This is a genomic window from Arcobacter iocasae (genome assembly GCF_042214795.1).
Taxonomy (GTDB): domain Bacteria; phylum Campylobacterota; class Campylobacteria; order Campylobacterales; family Arcobacteraceae; genus Arcobacter; species Arcobacter iocasae.
In genome coordinates, this window is sequence record NZ_CP090177.1 from 2,099,986 (window position 1) to 2,114,625 (window position 14,640).

The 14,640-nt window shown below is 26.4% G+C and carries 13 protein-coding genes; 10 read left to right on the forward strand and 3 right to left on the reverse strand.

Features of this window, described 5'->3' with window-relative positions; all coding sequences use genetic code 11:
• The 8 genes from amrA (at position 1) to LXN10_RS10605 (ending at position 6,341) form a co-directional block, all read left to right on the forward strand.
• Complete coding sequence (gene amrA / locus LXN10_RS10570) at positions 1-546, forward strand: AmmeMemoRadiSam system protein A (RefSeq protein ID WP_375722983.1); 546 nt, start codon at positions 1-3, stop codon at positions 544-546.
• The gene (amrB, locus tag LXN10_RS10575) at positions 543-1,340 is read left to right on the forward strand and encodes an AmmeMemoRadiSam system protein B (protein ID WP_375722984.1); all 798 of its coding nucleotides are present in this window, start codon (positions 543-545) and stop codon (positions 1,338-1,340) included. The genes amrA and amrB overlap by 4 nt, the downstream gene beginning before the upstream one ends.
• Positions 1,330-2,034 carry a YdcF family protein gene (locus tag LXN10_RS10580; protein ID WP_375722985.1) on the forward strand — a complete coding sequence of 235 codons (705 nt, stop codon included), beginning with the start codon at positions 1,330-1,332 and terminating at the stop codon, positions 2,032-2,034. The genes amrB and LXN10_RS10580 overlap by 11 nt, the downstream gene beginning before the upstream one ends.
• A gap of 41 nt (positions 2,035-2,075) precedes the next feature.
• The gene (locus LXN10_RS10585) at positions 2,076-2,924 is read left to right on the forward strand and encodes a CvfB family protein (protein ID WP_375722986.1); all 849 of its coding nucleotides are present in this window, start codon (positions 2,076-2,078) and stop codon (positions 2,922-2,924) included.
• A gap of 88 nt (positions 2,925-3,012) precedes the next feature.
• A complete protein-coding gene (gene prx-suh / locus LXN10_RS10590; RefSeq protein WP_375722987.1) occupies positions 3,013-3,537 on the forward strand; it encodes a thiol peroxidase Prx-SUH in 525 nt (174 codons plus the stop codon).
• A gap of 60 nt (positions 3,538-3,597) precedes the next feature.
• Entirely contained in the window at positions 3,598-4,788 is a 1,191-nt protein-coding gene (locus LXN10_RS10595) for an NnrS family protein (RefSeq protein ID WP_375722988.1), read from the forward strand.
• Between the two features lie 69 nt (positions 4,789-4,857).
• Entirely contained in the window at positions 4,858-5,799 is a 942-nt protein-coding gene (msrP, locus tag LXN10_RS10600; RefSeq protein ID WP_375722989.1) for a protein-methionine-sulfoxide reductase catalytic subunit MsrP, read from the forward strand.
• Positions 5,799-6,341, forward strand: coding sequence for a sulfite oxidase heme-binding subunit YedZ (locus LXN10_RS10605; RefSeq protein WP_375722990.1), 543 nt, complete (start codon positions 5,799-5,801; stop codon positions 6,339-6,341). The genes msrP and LXN10_RS10605 overlap by 1 nt, the downstream gene beginning before the upstream one ends.
• Here the strand turns inward: LXN10_RS10605 and LXN10_RS10610 are convergent.
• Positions 6,333-7,994, reverse strand: coding sequence for a GMC family oxidoreductase (locus LXN10_RS10610; RefSeq protein ID WP_375722991.1), 1,662 nt, complete (start codon positions 7,992-7,994; stop codon positions 6,333-6,335). The genes LXN10_RS10605 and LXN10_RS10610 overlap by 9 nt on opposite strands.
• Positions 7,972-8,466 (reverse strand): gluconate 2-dehydrogenase subunit 3 family protein, encoded by a 495-nt coding sequence (locus LXN10_RS10615; RefSeq protein WP_375722992.1) that lies wholly within the window; start codon positions 8,464-8,466, stop codon positions 7,972-7,974. The genes LXN10_RS10610 and LXN10_RS10615 overlap by 23 nt, the downstream gene beginning before the upstream one ends.
• A 131-nt stretch (positions 8,467-8,597) precedes the next feature.
• Here LXN10_RS10615 and LXN10_RS10620 point away from each other — a divergent pair, with 131 nt between their 5' ends.
• Positions 8,598-10,640, forward strand: a complete 2,043-nt coding sequence (locus LXN10_RS10620; RefSeq protein WP_375722993.1) for an ATP-dependent helicase — start codon at positions 8,598-8,600, stop codon at positions 10,638-10,640.
• Between the two features lie 133 nt (positions 10,641-10,773).
• On the forward strand, positions 10,774-13,491 hold the full coding sequence (locus LXN10_RS10625) for a sensor domain-containing diguanylate cyclase (protein WP_375722994.1): 2,718 nt from the start codon (positions 10,774-10,776) through the stop codon (positions 13,489-13,491).
• Here LXN10_RS10625 and LXN10_RS10630 read toward each other — a convergent pair.
• A complete protein-coding gene (locus tag LXN10_RS10630; RefSeq protein ID WP_375722995.1) occupies positions 13,488-14,588 on the reverse strand; it encodes a GGDEF domain-containing protein in 1,101 nt (366 codons plus the stop codon). The two genes, LXN10_RS10625 and LXN10_RS10630, sit on opposite strands and share 4 nt — an antisense overlap.
• Between the last annotated feature and the right edge of the window lie 52 nt (positions 14,589-14,640).

Sequence of the window (14,640 nt, forward strand, 5' to 3'; positions counted from 1 at the left end):
ATGTCTAATTCCATAATTTTAGAAATAGCAAAAGATGCGATTGAAGAAGAACTTTTTGATAAGTCAAAGATTGATAGGGTTGATTTAGAAGCAAGTTTTGATTTATTGAATGAACAAAGAGCCTGTTTTGTGACGCTTTATTCTGACGGAAGATTAAGAGGGTGTATTGGTTCTTTATTTCCTACCCGGAAATTAATAGATGATATAATTGTAAATGCTCAAAATGCAGCTTTTAGGGATTTTAGATTTCAACCCCTATCAAAAAAAGAGTTTGAAAGTGTACAAATAGAAATTTCACTTTTAAGTATTCCTAAAATTGTAATTTATGATTCAATAGAAGAATTAAAAGAAAAAATCAGACCAAATATCGATGGTGTTATTTTAAAGCAAGAACAAAATCAAGCAACATTTTTACCTCAAGTTTGGGAAGAGTTACCAACTTTTGATGAATTTTTTGAGAATCTTAGCTTAAAAGCTGGATTAGATATTGGTTCACTTACTCACTTCCCTGATATTTATACATATCAAGTAGAAAAGGTAAAATGATAAAAAACAAAATGAATTTTTCTGGTACTTTTTATCCTGATGATAAAAAAAGACTTTTAAAATATTTTGAAATTTTCACTTTAAATGAAGAAAAAATCAACTTAGATATTAGCCCAAGAGCTATTATTGTACCCCATGCTGGATATATCTATTCAGGAAGTGTTGCAAATATGGCATATAATTTAAGTAAAGAAAAGAAACCCAAAAGAGTAATAGTTATTGGGCCTTCCCATAGATATTATTTAAAAGGGGCCTCTCTTAGTATTTTTGATTCTTATGAAACCCCTTTAGGCGATTTACATATTGATAAAGAATTTTGCTTGAAATTAATTGAAAAATATGATTTTTTAGATTTTGACGAAAATGCTCACATGGAACACTCAACTGAAACTCAAATGCCTTTTATTAAAAATTATTTTAACTCAGAAGTTTTAGAAATAGTATATGGCAAAATAGATGCTAAAGACTTATCTTTATTAATTACGGAACTTTTAAAAGACAAAGATAATTTTCTTGTAATAAGTACAGATTTAAGTCATTTTTATACTTTAACTGAAGCAAATATCTTAGATGAAATTTGTATTGAAGCTATCAAAAATCAAGATTTAGATAAGTTAACTAAGGGTTGCGAAGCTTGTGGGAAAGAGGGTGTTAAAGCACTTTTAATAACAGCAAAAGAGTTTGATTATAAAGTGAAGTTTTTAGATTATAAAACAAGCTTTGATGTAACAAAAGATAAATCAAAAGTTGTAGGTTATGCTTCTTTTGTAATAGGAGAGAGTATTGTTATTTAGTTTGAAAAAATTTATTTCATTTTTTTTAGAACCTTTTACTTTTGGATTTTTGGTTTTATTATTAGCATTTATATTTTTGCTTTTTAATAATTATAAAAAAGCAAAATCGATTTTATTTGTAGGTTTGATTTTTATATTTTTGATTTCAAATTCTTTATTTTCTAATTTTTTAATATCACCTTTAGAAAATCAATATAAAAACCAAAAAAATGTTGATATCTCTAAAGTAGAATATATTTTATTATTAGGTGGAGATTTTGAATCAAGAGCTTATGAGGTAATTAAATTAAGTCTAAAATTAAAAGATGCCAAAATTATAACCTCAGGATATGCAGGAAAAATGATGATTTCAGATGCTTTATATGCCAAAAATGAGTTAATAAGTTTGGGTATAAAGGAAAATAGAATTATCATGCAAGAAAAACCAAAAGATACTATTGAAGAAGCAAAGTCAATAAAAAAACTTTTAAATAATAAGCCTTTTATTTTAGTAACAAGTGCTTACCATATGCCAAGAGCAATGAAAATATTTCAAATGCAAGGCTTAAATCCTATAGCTGTACCTACAGATTTTACAGTAAAAGAGCAAACTTCTAATAGTTATTTGAGTGTAAATGACTTAAGAAAAGTCAGTATTGCTATTCACGAATACATAGGACTTGCTTGGCTTAAGATAAAAGATATTTTAAATTAAATAATTTTGGTATAATAAATATAAATTAACAAAGAGACGGAATGACTAAATTAAATGAAAAAATAGAACTTGGAGTAATGAATACTCTAAAAGTAAATAGATTAACAGAACCTGGAATATATTTAGAAGCTTTAGATGAAGAAGTTGTACTATTGCCAAATGCATATATAAGAAGTGATATGGAAATAGGAACACTAGTAGATGTATTTATATATACAGATTCAGAAGATAGATTAGTAGCAACTACATTAAAGCCATATGCCATGAAAAATGAATATGCTTGCTTAGAAGTTGTTGATACTGCTAAATTTGGAGCTTTTGTTGATATTGGACTTCCAAAAGATTTACTTGTACCAATAAATAGACAAACTTCAACTTTTAATGTTGGAGCTAGAAAAGTTTTAAGAGTGATTGAAGATGAAAAAACACAAAGACTAATTGCAACAGAAAAGTTTACTCAGTTTTTATCAAAAGATATAGTTGGCTTAGAAAAAAATGATGAGGTTATGATTCTTTTATTTTCAAAAACTCCATTAGGATATAAAGTAATAGTAAATAACTTATATGAAGGAATGATTTTTCATACAGAAATTTTTGAAAATACTAATATTGGTGATTTAAAAAAGGCTTATATTAAAAATATAAGAGATGATGGTAAACTAGATTTATCTTTACAAAAGATTGGTCAAAAAAAATCTGGTGACAATTCCCAAAAAGTTTTAGAAGTTTTAAAAGAAAATAATGGAAAAATAAACTTTACATATAAAAGTGAAGCAGAAGATATAATGAAAGCCTTTGCTATGAGCAAAAAAGCTTTTAAAGCAGCACTTACAGAATTGATATCAAAAGAAAAGATTAGATTAGAAGATAATTATATACAGGTAAAATAAAAAATTAAATATGATTTCAAATTTTTAATTAAGATAAATTTTATCCTATTTAAATATAATTACATTAGAAATTTAAAGAAGGATTAATATGGCAACAACAAAATTACAAGGTAATATAATAAATTTGTTAGGTAATGAAGTAAATGTTGGTGATAAAGCTCCAGTTGTTAATGTTGTTGGACAAGATTTAAAAGATATTGAAGTTGGTAATAAAGCACAAATCTTAATTATTGTTCCATCACTAGATACTCCTGTATGTGCAGCAGAAACTAGAAAATTCAATGAAGAAGCTGTAGAAACTGAAGCAGAAGCGGTAGTTGTTTCTATGGATTTACCATTTGCAATGGGAAGATTTTGTACAACTGAAGGAATAGAAAACTTAAAAGTTGCATCTGATTTTAGAAATAAAGATTTGGCAAATGCTTATGGTGTATTAATAGGTGATGGTCCATTAGCTGGAATCACTTGTAGAGCAGTATTTGTAATTGATGCAAATGGAATTGTAAGACATAAAGAAATTTGTGAAGATATAAGTGATGAACCAAATTATGAAGCAGCACTTAATGCGGTAAAAGAAGTTACAGAAACTTCTTGTTGTGGAACTTGTCATTAATCAATGAATTAAGTTAAAAAATCTCATACAATCTCTTAATTAACTTTAGGAGATTGTATTATGAAAAACTGGTATAACAAGTTTATATCTCAACCCCACCAACCATTTTTTACAAATGGGATTCTTTTTTTATTACTTTTTGTTTTAACTATTTTTTTAAATTATTCAAATCTTGTTACTATAAAAGTACCTTTATTAGTATTTCATGCATATGCTTTACTTTTTGTAGTATTTATTCAACTTTTTTTAGGTTTCTTATTTGTTGTATTTCCAAAATTTTTAATGCAAGCAGATATTAAAAAAGAAGTTTATTCCAAACAAGCTATTTTATATTTTATTGGTTCTTTACTATTTTTTATATCGATATTTACAAGTGAAGTTTTCAATATTTTTTCAATATTTTTTCTTTTTTGTATTCAATTGAGTAGTTTTAAAATTTTATATAATATTCATATAAAATCAACTATAAAAATTAAAAAAGATACTTTATGGGTACTTATATCATTTGCTTGTGGGCTTGGGGCAAATTTACTATTTATTATTTCTTTTATTCCCTTATCTTATGCAAGTGTATTACGACAATTATCTATAAATAGTGGATTTTATCTTTTTATTTTTATGCTTATTTTTTCTATTGCTCAAAGAATGGTTCCATTTTTTTCTTCAGCTAAAATTGAAGGATATGTAATAAATAAATCAAAATATATCTTAGAAACCGTGTTTGCTCTTTTAGTTTTGAAAGTGCTTATTTTAACTTTTTTACCAAATCCTTATAATCTAATTAGTGATATTCCTCTTTTTATAATATTTACAAAAGAGCTAATAAAATGGAAACTTTCTCTTAAAAAAGTAAGTTCTATCATGTGGATTTTATATATCTCTTTATATTGGATTCCAATTGGATTTTTTCTTTCAATTATGCAATCACTAATAAATATCTTTGATAATTCAATTGTTTTTGAACAAAGTATTATTCATATTTTTGCTTTAGGATATTTTTGTACTATTTTACTAGGATTTGGGACAAGGGTTACCTTAGGTCATTCAGGAGCCATTCCAACTGCCAATAGATTTACAGTTATTTTATATCTTGTTTTTCAAGTAGTTGTATTCTTGAGACTATTTACAGCGTATAGTATAAATTTTGGATTTGATTATTTATTTTTTATAAATCTAAGTGCTATACTCTTTTTGCTTGTTTTTATTTTATGGTCATCAAAATATATTGTAATACTTCTAAAAGGAAAATAGTAATCTTTTAAACTACACATTTTCTTAACATATTTAAAATAAAATAAAAAATGAAATAAAGGATATGTTATGAAAATAAATGAAAATGAAATAACTCCAGAAGAACTGTTTGAAGATAGAAGGAAGTTTTTAAAACTAGGTGCTGCCTCAGTAGTAGCTAGTTCAACTTTGATGGAACTAATGGCAAAAGAGAGTTTACCAACACCAAATTTAACTTATAAAAAAGATATAAATGCTAATAATCTAAAATTAAATAGTTTTGAGCAAATCACTTCTTACAATAATTTTTATGAATTTACAACTTCAAAAAAAGATGTAAAATATATGGCTCATACTTTGAAACCAAATCCTTGGGCTATTGAGATTGATGGACTTGTTGAAAAGCCATTTACAATTGACATAAAAGATTTGATTAGTTCAAATTCTTTAGAAGAGAGAATTTATAGATTTAGATGTGTTGAGGGCTGGTCTATGGTTGTTCCATGGATTGGTTTTGAACTTGCTACATTAATAAAAAAATGTAAACCTTTAAGTGATGCAAAATATGTAAGGTTTGAAACTAAATATGACCAAGAGATGTTCCCTGACCAAGAAAGGAGTGTTGTTTTTGCAAATATTAAAAACTATCCTTATGTGGAAGGTCTTAGAATGGATGAAGCAATGAATCCTCTTACTCTTTTAGCTGTAGGTCTATATGGAAAAACTTTAGAAAATCAAAATGGTGCACCATTAAGATTGGTTGTACCTTGGAAATATGGATTTAAATCAATAAAATCAATTGCAAAAATATCGTTTGTTAAAGAACAGCCTTTAAATACTTGGCAAGATATAGCATCAAATGAGTATGGCTTTTATGCAAATGTTAACCCTAAAGTTGACCATCCAAGATGGAGTCAAGCAAGGGAAAGAGTTTTGGGTAAATTTCTAAAACAAGATACTTTGATGTTCAATGGTTATGAAAAGGAAGTTGCTTATATGTATAAAGGAATGGATTTAAGAAAGAACTTTTAATGAAAGTATTTATTTTTATACTATTAATTTTGCCATCATTTATTTTGGGATATGAAGTCTTTATAGTACAAGATCTTATTGATCCAATAAAATATATCTATACTGTAACCGGTGCAATTGCAATGGTTTTACTCTTTTTTTCAACAACTATTTCACTTATACGAAAAAGAGTAAATCTAATCTCTTATAGGAAAATGATAGGACTCTTTGGATTTTATTATGTATTTTTGCATTTTTTAAATTTTGTAATCTTGGATATGGAAGTTGATTTTGAAAAAGTGATAAAAGAGACTTTAGAAAAACCATTTATTTATCTAGGAATGATATCTTTTATTCTTTTATTATTTATGACAGTTACTTCATTTGGAAAACTTTTTAAACTATATTTTAAATATCATAAAGTCATATATATAGTTTTAATACTCTCAACTATTCATTTTGTTATGGCTCAAAAAGCTTTATCAATTTCACAAATGGGATATTTATTAATTATTATTATAATTGGACTTTTTAAATTTAAACAAAGAGTAAAGTTAAATTAAATTACTCTTTTTTATATAATCAGCTACTCTAAAAGAGTTTGCATATATTGTCCAAGTATAAGGAACACTTCCTCCTGTTGGCATAAAACTTCCATCTGTGACAAAAAGGTTTTCTATGTCATGGCTTTGGCAATATTTGTTTAAGACAGATTTTTTTGGGTCATTACCAAATCTACAGCCACCAGCTTGTAAGTTAGCAGAGGGAAGTGGTGAAATATCACTTTTAATATCGCTAGCTCCCATTTGTTTTAAAACATCTATTGCTTTTTGTGCTAAAAAATTACCAACTTTTACATCTTGTGGATGGGCTCCAATTCTAATTGTTGCAACGGGAACTCCATATTTATCTTTGTATTTTTCATCAATACTTACAAAACAATTATCATTTGGCATCCAGTCTGTAAAAACTTCAAAATTTAGTATTCTTGATTTTGTGAAATTTTTATAGATTTTATCTTGTAACTCTTCCCCAAATAAAAGATTACCATTATCATCAGATTTTAGCCTTAGTGCTTTTCGTATGGGATTGGCATGGTCAAATAGAAAATCTATAGTTCCACCTTTAAACTCTTTTGTAAAATACCAATCTTGTAAACCTCTATTTACAAAAAAGCCAGTTTCAAATAATTTATCTTTACTTAACATTTTTGTATCAATAATAGCACTTCCTTGTCCCCCACCTGTGAAAAGCATATTTTTCCCAACTTGTCCAGAAGAGTTTGCCAAACCATTTGGGAAATCACTATTTTTAGAGTTTAATAGAAGTCTTGAACTCTCAACTGCTTGAGTTGCCACAATAAAAAGTTTAGCTTCAACTGTTTTTTCTATCTTTTCTTTTGTGTAATATACAGCTTTTTGTATTTTTTTATCTTTGTTTGTAAGCAGTTTAAATACAAAGGCATTTGGTATTATTGTTATATCTGTACTATTTAAAATAGGTTGGATTAAAGAAGCCCTTGAACTTCCCTTCGCTCCACTTGAACAAGAGTACGAACCACAATAATTTGAATAATAACAGGCATTTCTATTCTCTTTATTTTTAGATAAAATTGCTCTTGGAACTTTATATGAAACATAATCTAATTTTTCACAGGCTTTATCTATTAAATCAACTATTGGGTGTTCTTGTAATCTTGGATAAGCATAGTTTTTACTACTTCGGGGCTCCGCATGTTCGTATTTTGTATACTCCCCAGATACTCCAATAACTTTTTCAACCATGTCATAATAGGGTTCTATCTCATCATAAGAGATTGGCCAATCAACAACATTGGCACCTTTATATTTGCCAAAAGTTGATTTTAACTTAAAATCTTTTGGTTTAAGTCTATGAAAATATCCACTCATAAAATTTGATGAACCACCTAATATATTCCCATTCCAAAAACTCCAACCAGTTTCGTATGTAGGAAATTTATACCATTTACCATCGATTTTTTCTTCTATTACATGGTATTCACCTTTTAAGTTTGGAGTAAAAATATCTCTTCTTGAATAGGCTATTTCATCTTTTGAGAAGTCTTTTTCTGTATATATATCACCTTTTTCAAGAATTAAAACTTTTTTCCCTTCTTTTGCAAGGGTATAAGCTATTGGTCCCGCTCCAGCTCCACTTCCTATAATACATACATCATACATCAACTTTTGCTCCATATTTTCTTTTGGGTCTTGGAATTCCAGGTTTATGATTTAATGCCATCCATCCTGATTGAAATTTATTTCCACCATATATTGGATCACTAAGCATGGCTTCAATTCCATAATAAACTAAAATATTTATCCATGAAGAACCATACTCGCTCCCATTAGCTTGTTTTATGATTTCTAGTTTTTCATCTTTTGTTGCTTTGAAAAATTCAGAAAAAGTTTCTTTAAAGACTTGAGCTGCATTTAAAATAAGCTCTAAATCATCTTTATCAAAACTATAGTGGTCTATATTTTGTTTTAAGTAAGCAACACTTCCAAACTCTTTAGCACTTGGCATTTTTGAAGTTTTTGGGAAAAGTATATTTTGTACTTCTAAGATAGTTGTCCAAATAGTGTCATCAACATCTTTTGCCATCATATAACTATTTACAATAATAGGGGTAAGCGTACTTAGTTTTATAAATGTTCTTCTTTTCATAGTTTTATCTTATATAAAATTTGTAAATCTTTTGTGTAGTAATTATTATATCATATGCTTAGATTTTTACTATTTAATAAAGCACTTTATGATACTATTCGCAAATGACAAATAAAATGAATATACACTAAATGCCCTTATCTAATCTAAACGAAGAACAATTAGCAGCTGCCACATGTAACCCTGGGTTTAACCTTATCATTGCAAGTGCTGGTACTGGAAAAACATCCACTATTGTTGGAAGAATTGCTACATTAATTAATGGTGGAGTTAAACCTTCTGAAATAATACTTTTAACTTTTACAAATAAAGCAGCCCAAGAGATGGTACAAAGGGTTTCTAAATTTTTTGGAAAAGAGACAGCTGGAGCCATTATGGCTGGAACTTTTCATAGTGTTAGTTATAAGTTAATAAAACAATTACAAGTAAATATAACACTAAAACAACCAAATGAATTAAAAACACTTTTTAAATCTATTTATGAAAAAAGAGTCTTTTTTGAAAGGGATGATTCAACAAGCCCATATGATGGTGGGTATTTGTATGATATTTATTCTCTATATCTAAACTCTAAAAATAATGAAGAGTTTGGGGATTGGATAGTTGAAAAAAATGCTGGACATGAGATTTATACAGATATTTATGAAGATGTAATAAAAGAGTTTCATATATTAAAAAAAGAGTATGGTTATGCTAATTTTGATGATTTATTAACCATTATGCTCGAATTACTTGAAACTAATGATTTTGACTTTAAAGAGATTTTGGTAGATGAGTATCAAGATACAAATCCTTTGCAAGGAAAATTATTAGAAGCTTTTAAACCAAAGTCACTTTTTTGTGTGGGTGATTATGACCAGAGTATTTATGCTTTCAATGGCTCTGATATTGGAATTATTTCTACTTTTGCAGATAGATATGATGGTGCAAAAGTTTTTACTCTTAGAAAAAATTATCGTTCAACTAGACCAATTTTACAATTAGCCACAAAAGTCATTGAGCATAATGAAAGAATTTATGATAAAAATCTTGAAGTAGTAAGACAAGATGCTGAACATTCACCTAGGTTATTAACTTTTAGTGAACTTTTTGACCAATATGAACATATCTCAAAGCTTATAAGTCAAAGTACAACTCCACACAGTGATATAGCAATAATTTTTAGAAATAATTCAAGTGCAGATGGTATAGAAGCAAACTTAAGGGAGTTTTCAATACCTGCTAAGAGAAAAGGTGGAAAAAGCTTTTTCGAAGCTGCTGAGGTAAAATTTGTATTAGATATCATCACTTTGATGAAAAGTCATAATGATATGATGGCCGCCATTCATATTTTAGAGTATGGAAAAGGTATTGGAAAAGCCATAGCAAAAGACTTATTTGATGCTTTGATGAAGTTAGGGCATGGAGATTTATTTCAAGGTTTATTTAATCCAGACCCAGATATAAAAAGTCCATATGTGTCAACAAAAACAAAGAATGTCCAGCTAGGACTTTTTGATGATTTCGCGGAGTTAGGTTCTGTTTCTAAATTCAAAGATTGTGGTTTTGATGATAAGTTTTTAGGAAATCCAATTTTAAAACATCCAAAACTTTGTGTTGAAGGTGGAGAGTTCTTATTTGAATTTTATTTGATAGTAAAAGATTTAAAAAGAATAAAAAATCCAAGAAGTGCTATTGATCATATATTTAAATCTAACTTGTATGACCACTTAATAGAAATGTTATCTACAAAAAGAGCTACTAGAAAAGATGGACAAGTAGATCCTGCTATGAAACAGACCTCAATAGTAAGAATAAATAGAAAAATAACTTTATTGAAATCATTATCTTATAATTATAGTGATATAGAAAAATTCATAAATGCTATGGTTTTAGGTGGTAGTGAAATGAGTGAAGGAGATGGAGTAAATTTACTTTCTGTTCATGCATCAAAGGGTTTAGAGTTTAAAGAAGTTTATGTAATAGATTTGATGAATGGAAGATTTCCTAATCAAAAATTAATCGCAAAAGGTGGAAGTATAGAAGAAGAGAGACGCCTATTTTATGTAGCTGTTACTAGGGCTAAAGATATTTTGTATCTATCTTATGCAAAGTATGATAAAGTAAAAAAACTTAGTTTTGTGCACTCTCAATTTTTAAAAGAAGCTGGTTTAATAAAAGATGATACAGAATAATTATATCTTCAATAAATAAACTATTTTTAAGACTAAGTTAATAATCAGTTAATTAGTAATAATATATTAAAAGTTAGAATAAAATTATCTAAATATTAATAAATTACTTTTAATTCTTTTGAGGTTATATAATATGAAACTTAGTCTTTCCAAAATAAATTTTCTAAATATCTTTTCTATAATAGTTGTTTTTTCAATTATACTGGGCTTTTTTATTTATGAATTTAACCAAGAGTTATATGAAAAAAAAGTTATTTCACTCGAAAAAAGTTATTATAAAAAAAATAAAGCAATAATCAAAAATGAAATTCAAAGAGCTATAAAAAGAATAGAAGTAATAAATAACTTAATTTATGAAAAAAATGAATCTATTTTAAAAGAAAAAGTAAGTTTTGTTAAAAATTTATTTGATTCAAATAATGACAAAGATTTTAATATTATTTTGTCTAAATATAAAAAAGAATTAAATTTATTAAAATGGGATAATGGAACAGGGTACTTTTATATATTTGATAAAAATGGAAAGATCTTATACCATGGTGGTAATAAAAAATACATAAATACTAATGTATTTGAATCATCAAAAACAAATAAAGAGTTATATGATTTTTTAAAAGAGGCTTTAATTTTAGATGAAAATTATGGTTCTTACAAATGGTATAAACCAAATGAAAGTCCAAAAGAAGTTTATACAAAATATGTTTATATAAAAAGAGATGAAAAACATGATGTGTACATAGCAGCTGGCGTTTATAAAAAAGAAATAGATAAAAAAGTTCAAGAATTAGTTTTTGAAGATTTTAAAAAAGATAGATTTGGCGATAATAAATATGGTTATTTCTGGATATTAGGATTAGATAAAGTTATGAAAATGCATGCACTTAATCCTGAAATTGTAGGTAAAATAAATGATGATGTCCTTTCTGTAAAAGGAAGAATTCTTAATGAAACTACTATTAAAAAAGCTTTAGATGGTGGGGGATATATAAACTATAAATGGATAAGACCAGATACAAAAAAAGAAGATGAAAAATTCTCTTATGTAAAGTTAATACCTAATTGGAATTTGATTATTGGAGCAGGATTTTATGTTACAGAACTACAAGATATATTAGAAGAAGAAAAGAAAGCACTTAAAGAATTATCTGATGAATATTTATTAAAAGTTTTTGTTGTTCTTACTATTTTGATTTCTATATCTTTGTTGATAGCAAGGTATCTTTCAATAAAAATTCATAATGTTGAAATTGAAAGAGAAGAACATATGAATATGCTAGAACAGTATAAACTGTTATTAGATAGAAGTTCTGTTGTTTCTAAAACTGATAAAAATGGAATTATTACTTATGTAAATGATAGCTTTGAAAAAATAAGTGGATTTAATAAAAGTGAACTTATAGGTATAACCCATAAGATAATTGCTCATCCAGATACTTCAAGAAGTCAATCTAAAAAATTATGGGATACTATTTTAAAAGGAAAGATTTGGAAAGGTATACTTAAAAATAAAAGGAAAGATGGGGATAGTTATTATAATAGTATTACTATTATTCCAATAAAAGATTCTCAAGGCAATATTCAAGAGTTTATATCAGCAGGTACAATAGTTACTGAACTAATAGAAAATCGGTCAAAACTTAAAAATCTATTTAAAACTGATGCTTTAACTGGTTTAGGAAATAGAGTAAGTTTAATTGATCATATTTCTAAGCAAGAAAGTGGAACCTTAGCACTAATCAATATTGATAGATTTAAAGAGATAAATGATAGTTACAATCATGTTATTGGTGATAAAGTAATAAAAGCATTAGCTGATAGGCTATTTAGGTATTTTAATGATAAAGGATATGATTTATATAGATTACAATCTGATATTTTTGCACTCTTTATAAGTAATAAAGATAGCATAATAGCGGATATAAATAATTTCATGAATACACTAGGAAAAGAGTCCTATACATTTGGTAAAGATAAATTTATGCTTACTTATACTTGTGGTATAGCTTCTAATAGTGAAAACTTATTAACTTACGCAGATATTGCATTAACTGAAGCAAAAAACAAAAAAGTAAAAATAAAAGAGTATAGCCATTCAATGAAAAATGTTGAAGAGTTCAGAAATAATTTATTATGGGTTGAAAGATTACATCTTGCTATAAAAGAAGATAGAATATTCCCCCACTATCAGCCTATATATAACTATAAAACTGGAAAAATCGATAAATATGAAGCTTTGATGAGATTAGTTTTAGATGGAAAGATTATCTATCCAAATGAGTATTTAGATATTGCTAAAAAAACAAAGTTATATCCAGAATTAACATATAAAATGGTAGAAAAAGTTATTAGTAAATTTGCTACTAATAATTATGAGTTTTCACTTAATTTATGTATTGAAGATTTGATGAACGAAGAATTGATGATATATGTTTTTGATTATGCAGAACAAAAAGGTGTATTTGATAGGATGGTTTTAGAAATTGTAGAATCAGAAGAGATAGACGATAGTGATTACATAAATAAACTTCTTAAAAAGTTTAAAGATGAAGGTGTAAAAATCGCAATAGATGATTTTGGAAGTGGCTATTCAAATTATGATTATTTGATTAAGTTACAAGCAGATTATTTAAAAATCGATGGCTCAATCATAAAATTAATTGAAAATGATATCAGAACACAAGATGTTGTAAAATCAATATTAGAGTTTGCCCAAAAATCTAATATAAAAGTTATTGCAGAGTTTGTAAGTAATGAAAATATAGATAAAATACTAAGAGATATAGGCGTAGATTATGCACAAGGTTTTTATTATGGAAAACCAGAAGCTAAACTAATAGATGAAATGAATTAAGATATTCTACCTCTTACTCTATTTTTACCTTTACTTTTTGCATCATAAAGCATATCATCTGCATTTTTGATTATTTCATCAATTGTATTTGCATTAGTAGAATCACTAACTCCAAAACTAGCAGTAATAAATAGTTCTGAATAAGGTACTCTTATTACTAAGGTTTCAATTATCCTTCTAATATCTTCTGCAATAGCTATTGTTGAGTCTATTTTTTCATTAGGTAAAGCAATAATAAATTCTTCTCCTCCTAATCTTCCAAATATAGCATCTTCACTTAAGTAATTATTTATAGTACTTGCAAAGAGTTTTAAAACCTTATCTCCCATTTCATGACCATATGTATCATTAAATTTTTTAAAATTATCTATATCAATCATTATTATACTCATAGGCTTATTTACTTTTTTCTGATTTTGGAACATTGATTCTACATGTAAAAAGAAACTTCTTCTATTTTTTATTTGTGTTAAATAATCTGTATGTGCTAAATCAAAAAGTCTAAGATTAACTTTTTCTAACTCTTTTAAGGTATGAGTAATTTGACTTGTTCTTTCATTTACTTTATCTTCTAATTGATTATTAACTATTAATATATGCTTTTGGTATGAATTTGTAATTAGTATAGTTAGTATTAAAAAAATAATTGATAAAGAAGAAAAAATTTGAATTGAGTTTTTACTTGTGATTATTATATGCTCTTTTGATTTTGTTTTGATATGTAATATGAGTTTATTTTTCATATCAAAAAAATGAAAGTCATTTATTAAAAATGAATTTAAATGATAAGTATCTATTGTAATTTTTTCTTTATTTATTTTTTTACTATTTATTGTAGTTTTTACTAAGCATTCATCAAAATAGTTTTCACATAATTTCTTAACTTCTTGATAGTACGAATTTTCTTTTATATTTGAATCGTGAGTAGAAATATTTACTGTATAAATAAAGTTTTTAATATCTTTATTATTTTGTTTTTCTTCAATATTTTTATATGTGCCCATAGAATAATTGTAGCAAATAAATAGGAATAAAAAAGTAATAATAACTAATGGTAACAAGAATACAATTGTTTTGTCTTTTAATAATTTTTTCATACCAACCTTACAATTTAAAAGCAATTATTATACTACTTTTATGTTTAAAAAT

Excerpts from the sequence above, each read along its gene's own strand:
- amrA (WP_375722983.1), top strand. The coding sequence starts at position 1 with ATGTCTAATTCCATAATTTTAGAAATAGCAAAAGATGCGATTGAAGAA.
- amrB (WP_375722984.1), top strand. The coding sequence starts at position 543 with ATGATAAAAAACAAAATGAATTTTTCTGGTACTTTTTATCCTGATGAT.
- LXN10_RS10585 (WP_375722986.1), top strand. The coding sequence starts at position 2,076 with ATGACTAAATTAAATGAAAAAATAGAACTTGGAGTAATGAATACTCTA.
- prx-suh (WP_375722987.1), top strand. The coding sequence starts at position 3,013 with ATGGCAACAACAAAATTACAAGGTAATATAATAAATTTGTTAGGTAAT.
- LXN10_RS10595 (WP_375722988.1), top strand. The coding sequence starts at position 3,598 with ATGAAAAACTGGTATAACAAGTTTATATCTCAACCCCACCAACCATTT.
- msrP (WP_375722989.1), top strand. The coding sequence starts at position 4,858 with ATGAAAATAAATGAAAATGAAATAACTCCAGAAGAACTGTTTGAAGAT.
- LXN10_RS10605 (WP_375722990.1), top strand. The coding sequence starts at position 5,799 with ATGAAAGTATTTATTTTTATACTATTAATTTTGCCATCATTTATTTTG.
- LXN10_RS10610 (WP_375722991.1), bottom strand. The coding sequence starts at position 7,994 with ATGGAGCAAAAGTTGATGTATGATGTATGTATTATAGGAAGTGGAGCT.
- LXN10_RS10615 (WP_375722992.1), bottom strand. The coding sequence starts at position 8,466 with ATGAAAAGAAGAACATTTATAAAACTAAGTACGCTTACCCCTATTATT.
- LXN10_RS10620 (WP_375722993.1), top strand. The coding sequence starts at position 8,598 with ATGCCCTTATCTAATCTAAACGAAGAACAATTAGCAGCTGCCACATGT.
- LXN10_RS10625 (WP_375722994.1), top strand. The coding sequence starts at position 10,774 with ATGAAACTTAGTCTTTCCAAAATAAATTTTCTAAATATCTTTTCTATA.
- LXN10_RS10630 (WP_375722995.1), bottom strand. The coding sequence starts at position 14,588 with ATGAAAAAATTATTAAAAGACAAAACAATTGTATTCTTGTTACCATTA.